Annotated in this window: 8 protein-coding genes and 2 tRNA genes; 7 read left to right on the top strand and 3 right to left on the bottom strand. The window is 61.0% G+C overall.

All coding sequences use genetic code 11. The features are described 5' to 3' along the window. Positions 1 to 21: 21 nt before the first annotated feature. Positions 22 to 95, top strand: a tRNA-Ile gene (locus tag JOE66_RS16965). Between the two features lie 14 nt (positions 96 to 109). Beyond that, a tRNA-Ala gene (locus JOE66_RS16960) sits at positions 110 to 182 on the top strand. Between the two features lie 217 nt (positions 183 to 399). On the opposite strand, the gene JOE66_RS16955 is transcribed toward JOE66_RS16960, so the two are convergent. Beyond that, entirely contained in the window at positions 400 to 918 is a 519-nt protein-coding gene (locus tag JOE66_RS16955; protein WP_205111422.1) for a hypothetical protein, read from the bottom strand. A 142-nt stretch (positions 919 to 1060) separates the two neighbouring features. Here JOE66_RS16955 and JOE66_RS16950 point away from each other — a divergent pair, with 142 nt between their 5' ends. Beyond that, positions 1061 to 1600 carry a peptidylprolyl isomerase gene (locus tag JOE66_RS16950; protein ID WP_205111420.1) on the top strand — a complete coding sequence of 180 codons (540 nt, stop codon included), beginning with the start codon at positions 1061 to 1063 and terminating at the stop codon, positions 1598 to 1600. Positions 1601 to 1903: 303 nt separating this feature from the next. Then, a complete protein-coding gene (locus JOE66_RS16945) occupies positions 1904 to 2479 on the top strand; it encodes a rhomboid family intramembrane serine protease (RefSeq protein WP_307827266.1) in 576 nt (191 codons plus the stop codon). Between the two features lie 119 nt (positions 2480 to 2598). Here the strand turns inward: JOE66_RS16945 and JOE66_RS16940 are convergent, their stop codons facing one another. Continuing rightward, positions 2599 to 2844, bottom strand: a complete 246-nt coding sequence (locus JOE66_RS16940; protein ID WP_205111417.1) for a cell division protein CrgA — start codon at positions 2842 to 2844, stop codon at positions 2599 to 2601. A gap of 179 nt (positions 2845 to 3023) precedes the next feature. Between JOE66_RS16940 and JOE66_RS16935 the strand changes: the two genes are divergently transcribed. Genes JOE66_RS16935 through JOE66_RS16925 form a run of 3 tightly spaced genes read left to right on the top strand, consistent with a single transcriptional unit; the run spans position 3024 to position 4592 of the window. After that, the gene (locus tag JOE66_RS16935) at positions 3024 to 3776 is read left to right on the top strand and encodes a class E sortase (RefSeq protein WP_307827265.1); all 753 of its coding nucleotides are present in this window, start codon (positions 3024 to 3026) and stop codon (positions 3774 to 3776) included. A 1-nt stretch (position 3777) separates the two neighbouring features. Then, positions 3778 to 3939: a hypothetical protein gene (locus JOE66_RS16930; RefSeq protein ID WP_205111415.1), complete on the top strand. Its 162-nt coding sequence runs from the start codon at positions 3778 to 3780 to the stop codon at positions 3937 to 3939. Then, a complete protein-coding gene (locus JOE66_RS16925; protein WP_205111414.1) occupies positions 3936 to 4592 on the top strand; it encodes an anthranilate synthase component II in 657 nt (218 codons plus the stop codon). Before JOE66_RS16930 ends, JOE66_RS16925 begins: the two co-directional genes overlap by 4 nt. Before the next feature lie 9 nt (positions 4593 to 4601). Here the strand turns inward: JOE66_RS16925 and pknB are convergent, their stop codons facing one another. After that, entirely contained in the window at positions 4602 to 6299 is a 1698-nt protein-coding gene (pknB, locus tag JOE66_RS16920) for a Stk1 family PASTA domain-containing Ser/Thr kinase (protein WP_205111413.1), read from the bottom strand. Between the last annotated feature and the right edge of the window lie 17 nt (positions 6300 to 6316).

Below are 6316 nucleotides of genomic sequence, written 5' to 3'. Positions count from 1 at the left end.
TTCCGACGAAACAGCCCTAATGGGGGTATAGCTCAGTTGGTTAGAGCGCTTCACTGATAATGAAGAGGTCCCAGGTTCAAATCCCGGTACCCCCACACAACACCCCCACGGGGCCTTAGCTCAATTGGTAGAGCGCCTGCTTTGCAAGCAGGAGGTCAGGAGTTCGATTCTCCTAGGCTCCACTCGAATAGAAAATGGCTCGGCCTCTGGCCGGGCCATTTTCATTCGAGTGTCGCCGCCTTGTTTGGCTTCGCCCGTCCCTGCCGGGCGAACGCGTATGAAGCTCTGCGAAACTCTCGCGTTTGGCCTCGCCCGTCCCCGCCGGTCTAGGGCAAAGCCATTTGGGCGTGAAAAAACCCGGCGGCGGTAGGCGCGGCCGGGTTTCTTCTGACGTGAGAATCAGGCGGTGGGCGGAGTGTCGAGCTCGTCTTCGCTGATCCACAGCTCATCGTCGGCACGGAAGGTCTGCCAGACGGCGTAACCGATGCCGACTGCGGCGACCCCACCTGCGGCAATCGCAAAGTACGCACCGATGTGAGCAGCCTTCTTGGCAGCTGGCGGCTGGGTTCGGGCCAGAACACTCTTCACCGTCGGGTTCTCAGAGACGCCGATCGCTGCAGCTGCTGAACCCAGTGCTCCACCGATGGCGGGGAGGTAGTCACTCGCGAACCGGGAGCGAGCCTGTTCGCCGGCCACTTTCGCTGCTGCGACGTTGCGAGCGAGCACGGTAGCGCCCTGGCTGGTGGCGGTGCGGACGCGAGGAACCACTTCTTCTTTCGTGAGTTCGCCGAGCTGGAGCTTTGCCTCGTGGGCCACGTGGTTGGCGCGGTCGAGAATCGACTGCTGGTCAAGCCACAGTTCTTCGGCGCTGCTGCGCAGACGCTTCAATGCCTTCCGGCGCTTACGGGTGAGACTCATCAGAAACCTCCATCGGCTGACAACGCGGATCACCCTTATCTTGCCACGCAAATGGTCGCGGCCCCACATTGGTAGCTGACCATCGGCTTTCTTTACGCTGACCCTTGACTGTGCGGCGGAAGGGGTGTGACAGAATTGTTCCATGCCCAAGCACACCCATGTCGCAACATTCCACACGAACCTCGGTGACGTCACCGTCAACCTGTACGGAAACCACGCTCCCCAGACCGTCAAGAACTTCGTCGGCCTGGCTACGGGTGAGCGCGAGTGGACAGACCCGAAGACGGGTGCGGCCACGAACGCGAAGCTGTACGACGGCAGTATCTTTCACCGCATCATCCCGGGATTCATGATCCAGGGTGGAGACCCACTGGGCAACGGCACCGGTGGCCCGGGTTACCGGTTCAACGATGAGATCAACCCCGAGCTCGGTTTCAGTGAGCCCTATGTACTGGCCATGGCGAATGCCGGCGTACAGGGCGGCCAGGGCACCAACGGTTCGCAGTTCTTCATCACCGTCGGCCCGGCAACGTGGTTGCACGGTAAGCACACCATCTTCGGCGAGGTAGCCGACGATTCCTCCCGCCGCATCGTCGACAAGCTCGCTGCCGTCGCAACGGATTCCTACGACCGACCTCTTGATGCCGTTGTCATCGAGAGTGTTGAGGTCTCAGAGGTCTAATTGTCATCCAGCCCGGAGACGGCGACCAACTTCTGTTACCGCCACCCCGATCGGCAGAGTTATATCCTCTGCCAGCGCTGTGGCAATACGGTGTGCCCGGAGTGCCAGGTGCAGGCTGCGGTCGGCGTGCACTGTCTGGACTGCGCGCGCGCGGCGAGTTCAGGGCCTGAATACAAGAGACGGCCAGCGTACGTCAGGGCAGCCAGGGCGACGTCCAGGGGTTCGTCTGCTCCCGTGGTGACCTATGGCATCATCGCCGCAACAGTCTTTGTTTTCATACTTCAACTGATACCGGCACTCGGCGTGACCGAAGCTCTTCAGTTTGCCGGTGTCTACGTGCAGAACACCGGCTATATCCCGGTTGAGCCCTGGCGGATGCTGAGCTATGCGTTCGTGCACAACCCGTTCAGCATTTCGTCGCCTCTCAGCATTCTGCACATCGCCTTCAACATGTACTCGTTGTACATCTTCGGCAGGGTGCTCGAGCCGATGATCGGTCGCTGGCGCTTCCTGGTGCTCTATCTCCTCTCGGCCATCGGTGGTGCAGTTGCCATCGATCTCCTCACATCAGGCATGAGCGCAGTGATCGGCGCCTCGGGAGCGATCTTCGGCTTGATGGCCGCGACGTTTGTGATCGTTCGCAAGCTCGGCGGCAACATGTCGCAGTTGGTCGTTCTCGTCATCCTGAACCTTGCGATCGGGTTCCTCGTGCCGGGCATCTCGTGGCAGGCACACGTAGGCGGACTGGTTGTCGGGGCCCTGGTGGGAGTGATCTTCATGGAGACGCGTCAGCGCAGGCAGCAGTGGTTGCAGGTTGGTCTGACGGCTGGGCTGTTCGCTCTACTGATCGCAGTTACGGTGATCCGCGCGTTCGTCTGAGCCGCTCGACTGAGGCGCTCGACTGAAAGTTATACACAGGTTTATGCACATTGGGGATAATTACATCGGTGTAATTGTTGTGCGGAGGCCGCGGGTGAGATAAGCGCGCGCGCCAGGCCTCAGCGCCAGCGCGTTGTCATCAAGAAGCCCACGAAGGCGATGCCGAATCCGATGAGGATGTTCCAGCTCTGCAGGTCGGGAATGGGCAGCGTGCCCTGGCTGACGTAGAAGACGATGATCCACGCGAGCCCGACCAACATGAAACCGAACATGACGGGCTTGAACCACACCGGGTTGGGGGCGGCGTGGTCGTCAGAGGACTTCTGTACAACTTGCTGGGCTGGTCGTGTCTTCTCGCGTGCCATGACGACGATTCTAGCTGGGAATGCTGTTGACTCGCTCAAATGCCCACTTGATAGCCTGTTAGTCATTCAGCGTTACTCCACTTTCCGCTCATAGTATGGACGACGTGCCAGAGAAAAACTCAGCTTCGTACCGGGTGCCATCGCGCCATTCAGAACCGCGGCGCACAGGTGGGTCCGTCGTGCGCACAGTGGTCGGTGTGGCGGGAGAGGTGCTGATCACCGGTGGCGTTACCGTTTTCCTGTTTCTCGGCTGGCAACTGTGGATTCAGGGAATCGCACTGAATGCGGCACAATCCAACGACGCGTCCGGGCTCTCCCAGCAGTGGAGCGCGCCGACGGCCGCCCCCGCAGGAGCGACGCCGACGGCGACACCCTCATCCGGAGCAACACCAGAGGCGAGCGGTGCGGGGGCAGGTGCGCCTCCAGTGATGGCTGCGCCGGCAGAGACCAGACAGTTTGCCGTTTTGTACGTGCCGAGATTCGGGGCAGACTACAAACGGACCGTTGCCGAAGGCGTCGACGCCCGCACAGTGCTCAACGCAGGCGGTGCCGGTCATTACGAGCAGAGCCAGATGCCAGGGGCAGTGGGCAACTTCGCGATCGCGGCCCACCGTGACGGATGGGGCAGCCCGTTCATCAAGATCAATGAACTCCAGCTCGGTGACGCCATCTATGTCGAAACACAGGACGGCTGGTACACCTACCGTTTTCGCGACCTTGAGTATGTGACACCGGAAGAGGTCGGCGTGCTGTCGCCCGTTCCCCAGGTGACGTCCGTGGCAGCCACAGACCGCATCATCACGCTGACGAGCTGCAACCCTTTGTACATCGCGTCGGAGCGCATAATCGCCTACGGAGTCCTTGAATCGTTCACACCCCAAAGTGCGGGGGCCCCGGCTGACATTGCCGGCCTCACCGGAAAGGGTGCGTGACATGTACGCCGGTCTGTGGAGACTTCTGCCTGGCCCGATCTGGGTGCGAATTCTCATCCTTCTCGTCTTGTTGATCGTGATTCTGGCAGCGTTGTTCTTCTGGATCTTTCCTTGGGTCGACGTCATGCTGACGCCCGGGCAACCCGTTACGGTTAACCAATGACCCATGTGCTCGTCATCGACAACTACGACAGCTTCGTCTACACGCTCAACGGCTATCTGCATCAGCTTGGGGCCGAAACCACCGTTGTACGCAATGACTCATTCGCGCCCGAAGACGTTCTGAACATCCTCTCTGACTACGACGCCGTGCTCATCTCGCCGGGGCCCGGCAAGCCTGCAGATGCAGGGGTCTCGATAGCGGTGGTGCGGGCCGCCCTCGAAACCGCGACGCCCCTCCTAGGCGTCTGCCTGGGACACCAGGCGATCGCCGAGGCAATGGGCGCGACCGTCACCAACGCCGAAGAACTCATGCACGGCAAGACATCGATCATCGTTCATGATGAGAGCTCGTTCTACGATGGCGTCCAGCAGAATTTCACTGCGACGCGATATCACTCACTCGCGGTCGTCGACGGAACGGTTCCAGACACACTCGTCGTCACCTCGCGAACAGAGGGTGGAGTGATCATGGGTCTTCGTCACAGCAGCGCACCCATCTATGGAGTGCAGTTCCACCCCGAATCGGTGCTCACCGAGGGTGGGTACCAGATGCTCGCGAATTGGCTTGTGACTGCCGGCTTGGGGTCTGCCAAGGCCGCGGCAGGTCCACTGAGCCCTTTGATGCACAGCCCGGTGATGCACACCCCCGCCTGATGCCTCGGGTCAGCCTGAGCAGTACTTGAGTGTGATCTCAGACGCCTGTGGCGCATCACCTGCCGCAATCGACTGAGTCGTCACAGGATGCCCGGCGACACTCTTGCAGGTGGTGTCGAGTTCGGTCTTCACCGTCAGGCCCAGCCCGGTCAGCGTGGCAGTGGCCTGGTCGAGCGGCTGGTTCTCCACACCCGGTACTGTCACCAGGCCATTGGAGACCAGAAAGTTCACGGTGTCCCCGACGAAGCTCTGCGTTCCAGCCGCAGGATCTGTGCTGATGATCGTGTCGGCAGGAACGGTAGCCGAATTCTGCTTGTTGGTGAGGCCGATCTGGAGCCCGAGCGCTGTGAGTTTCGCTGAAGCGTCTGGTATCGACGAACCAGCAACATTCGGAACAGCAACAGCCTGCTTTCCCAGGGAGACATAGATTCCGATGAGCGTCTTCGGTTGCACCACGGTGCCAGAGGGCGGATCGGTTCTGATCACCTGGCCAGACGGCACAGTCGCAGAGTTCTCGTCGAATCGCTGGGTGACCAGATCGAGTTGCTGCAGGGTCGAATTCGCGCCCTCGTAGGTCTGGCCTGTGACGATGGGGATGATCCGCGACGAGTCGGGAACGATGGTGGTCTCACGAAGCGTGAAGACCCAGAAGAGAATTGCAATGAGAATCACGGCGACGCTGGCGATCCCTGCCCAGATCCAGATGACCGGCGGGCGCGACTGCGTGCGAACAGCGTATTCGTCATCGCCTGCGAGTTGCGTGAGCGCAGCATCGGACCCGGAGGTCAGCGTGGGCGGAGCGCCGAACAGCGACGCCTGAAAATCCTCTGCCGGCAGACGTTTCGAGGGTATCTTGCCGGCGCCTGCGATCTGGAGATCGACCTTGAAGTCCGCTGCACTCTGGAAGCGGGCGAACCTGTCTTTTGCCAGAGCGTGGGCAACGACCTGGTCGAGCGCAGGTGAAACCTTGGAGTTGATCGAGCTCGGAGCGACTGGTGCTTCGCTCACGTGTTGATACGCAACGGCAACCGGAGTCTCACCGCGGAACGGGGCTCGCCCGGTGAGGAGTTCGAAGAGGACGATGCCCGTCGAGTAGAGGTCGGTACGGGCATCCACCGACTCGCCTCGTGCTTGCTCTGGAGAGAAGTACTGCGCGGTTCCGAGGATTGCCGTCGTCTGGGCAACGGTCGCTGACGAATCGGAGATGGCGCGGGCGATGCCGAAATCCATCACCTTGACCTGGCCGGAATTCGTGAGCATGATGTTGCCGGGCTTGATGTCGCGGTGAACCACCCCTGCCCGGTGTGAGTACTCGAGGGCCGTGAGGATTCCGTCGGTGATCCGCACAGCTTCAGCGGGGTCTACAGGGCCCTGCCGGATCAGGTCTTTCAACAGGATGCCCTGCACGTGCTCCATGACGATGAACGGAACGATGGCTTCGGCCCCGCCCGGTTCTTTCACGCGTTCTTCTCCGGCGTCGAAAACCCGGACGATCGTCGGGTGAGCCATTCGGGAGGCAGCCTGGGCCTCCTGACGGAAGCGGGTGCGGAAGATCGGATCTCCCGCGAGGGAGGACTTCAGGAGCTTGATGGCGACCTGTCTGCCGAGTCGCTCATCACGCCCGACATACACGTTCGACATTCCGCCGCGACCGATGATGTCACCGATGCGGTATCGCCCAGCGAGGAGGCGATTGTCATCGGTCACGGTGTAGCTCTCCAGGG

Source organism: Subtercola frigoramans (genome assembly GCF_016907385.1).
In the GTDB taxonomy this organism is placed as follows: Bacteria; Actinomycetota; Actinomycetes; order Actinomycetales; family Microbacteriaceae; genus Subtercola; species Subtercola frigoramans.
The sequence above is the reverse complement of the archived record's forward strand: the minus strand, read 5'-3'. Positions and strand labels throughout refer to the sequence as shown.

Excerpts from the sequence above, each read along its gene's own strand:
- JOE66_RS16955 (WP_205111422.1), bottom strand. The coding sequence starts at position 918 with ATGAGTCTCACCCGTAAGCGCCGGAAGGCATTGAAGCGTCTGCGCAGC.
- JOE66_RS16925 (WP_205111414.1), top strand. The coding sequence starts at position 3,936 with ATGACCCATGTGCTCGTCATCGACAACTACGACAGCTTCGTCTACACG.
- JOE66_RS16950 (WP_205111420.1), top strand. The coding sequence starts at position 1,061 with ATGCCCAAGCACACCCATGTCGCAACATTCCACACGAACCTCGGTGAC.
- JOE66_RS16940 (WP_205111417.1), bottom strand. The coding sequence starts at position 2,844 with ATGGCACGCGAGAAGACACGACCAGCCCAGCAAGTTGTACAGAAGTCC.
- JOE66_RS16930 (WP_205111415.1), top strand. The coding sequence starts at position 3,778 with ATGTACGCCGGTCTGTGGAGACTTCTGCCTGGCCCGATCTGGGTGCGA.